The organism is Halalkalibacter oceani (assembly GCF_023715705.1).
GTDB lineage: Bacteria > Bacillota > Bacilli > Bacillales > Bacillaceae_D > Halalkalibacter > Halalkalibacter oceani_A.
Genome location: NZ_JAMBOS010000069.1, coordinates 1 through 967 on the forward strand (window position 1 = coordinate 1; position 967 = coordinate 967).

Annotated in this window: 1 protein-coding gene; it reads left to right on the plus strand. The window is 33.9% G+C overall.

Annotated elements, in window-relative coordinates; all coding sequences use genetic code 11:
- Positions 1-382: 382 nt before the first annotated feature.
- Positions 383-967: hypothetical protein (locus tag M3212_RS21680; protein ID WP_251195977.1), on the plus strand; the 585-nt coding region annotated here is incomplete at its 3' end.

Genomic DNA, 967 nt, shown 5'->3' on the forward strand with positions numbered 1-967 from the left:
GGGAGTCTTCCTCCAGTCTGTAGTTTTGTTTCGTCACTTAACTCATTCGACTTTTGGGGAGGTACTCCTTTTTTCGTGCCTTGAAAACCTTGCGAGACTAAGGGTTCAAATTATGAAATTGACTCAATTAATTTTATAAAGTAAGTTCCCGATAAGGGATGATAAAAGAATATTATGCTAATTTTTATACTGTAAGACAACACTAATGTTTGGTGGCTGTCTTACAGTATTTTTTATACAGTCCAATTATTGAATAATATCATGTTTTTTAGCTATTTTTATTAAGTGGTTAATAGTTTCTGTTCTTAACCGTGCTTCTAAAGACACTTCATGTAATTTCTTAAAGAATGCCTCGCCAGTAATAGGCGCACCGCAATTCGATATGTTACGACTGGAAGATGTTAAAAGAGCGATGTTAGCTGTTCTTCGTGAGCGTATACCATACTATTTAAACTTTCATTACGACAAGAAAATGAATTTAAACGATTATACGCTAACAGTCGGAGCGGGACTAAGTGGTTTGCTATTTAGATGCTCATGGAATAATGCAAAGTCACTTGCATTTGTAGAGCTGTATTTTGAAAAGCAAAGAATAAATTGGTACGAATCATTTTTACAACATAAGCAGTCAATCCAAAATAAGGTACATCCTGATATTCAATTTGATAATAGAAAAATTGGTATTTACTTTGAACCAATGGATTCATTATTTGAAACTTTTGAAATGATTGCCGAAGTATTTGAGAAATTTATTTTGTTTTTCTGCCCTTACACATATGGTGTTAATGACGTTCTACAATGTCTGGATCTTGACGGCGCTAATTGTCCTAAAACTGACGTATTCACTGTCCAAAATGAAGAGGAAGCAATCCTTTGCTCCCCCTTCATTTTACAAATCTACTTGATACGTTTCATTTTTCTTAAGATAAAATTTTACTTCATTTCGGCCAGTCACGATATACCAGTC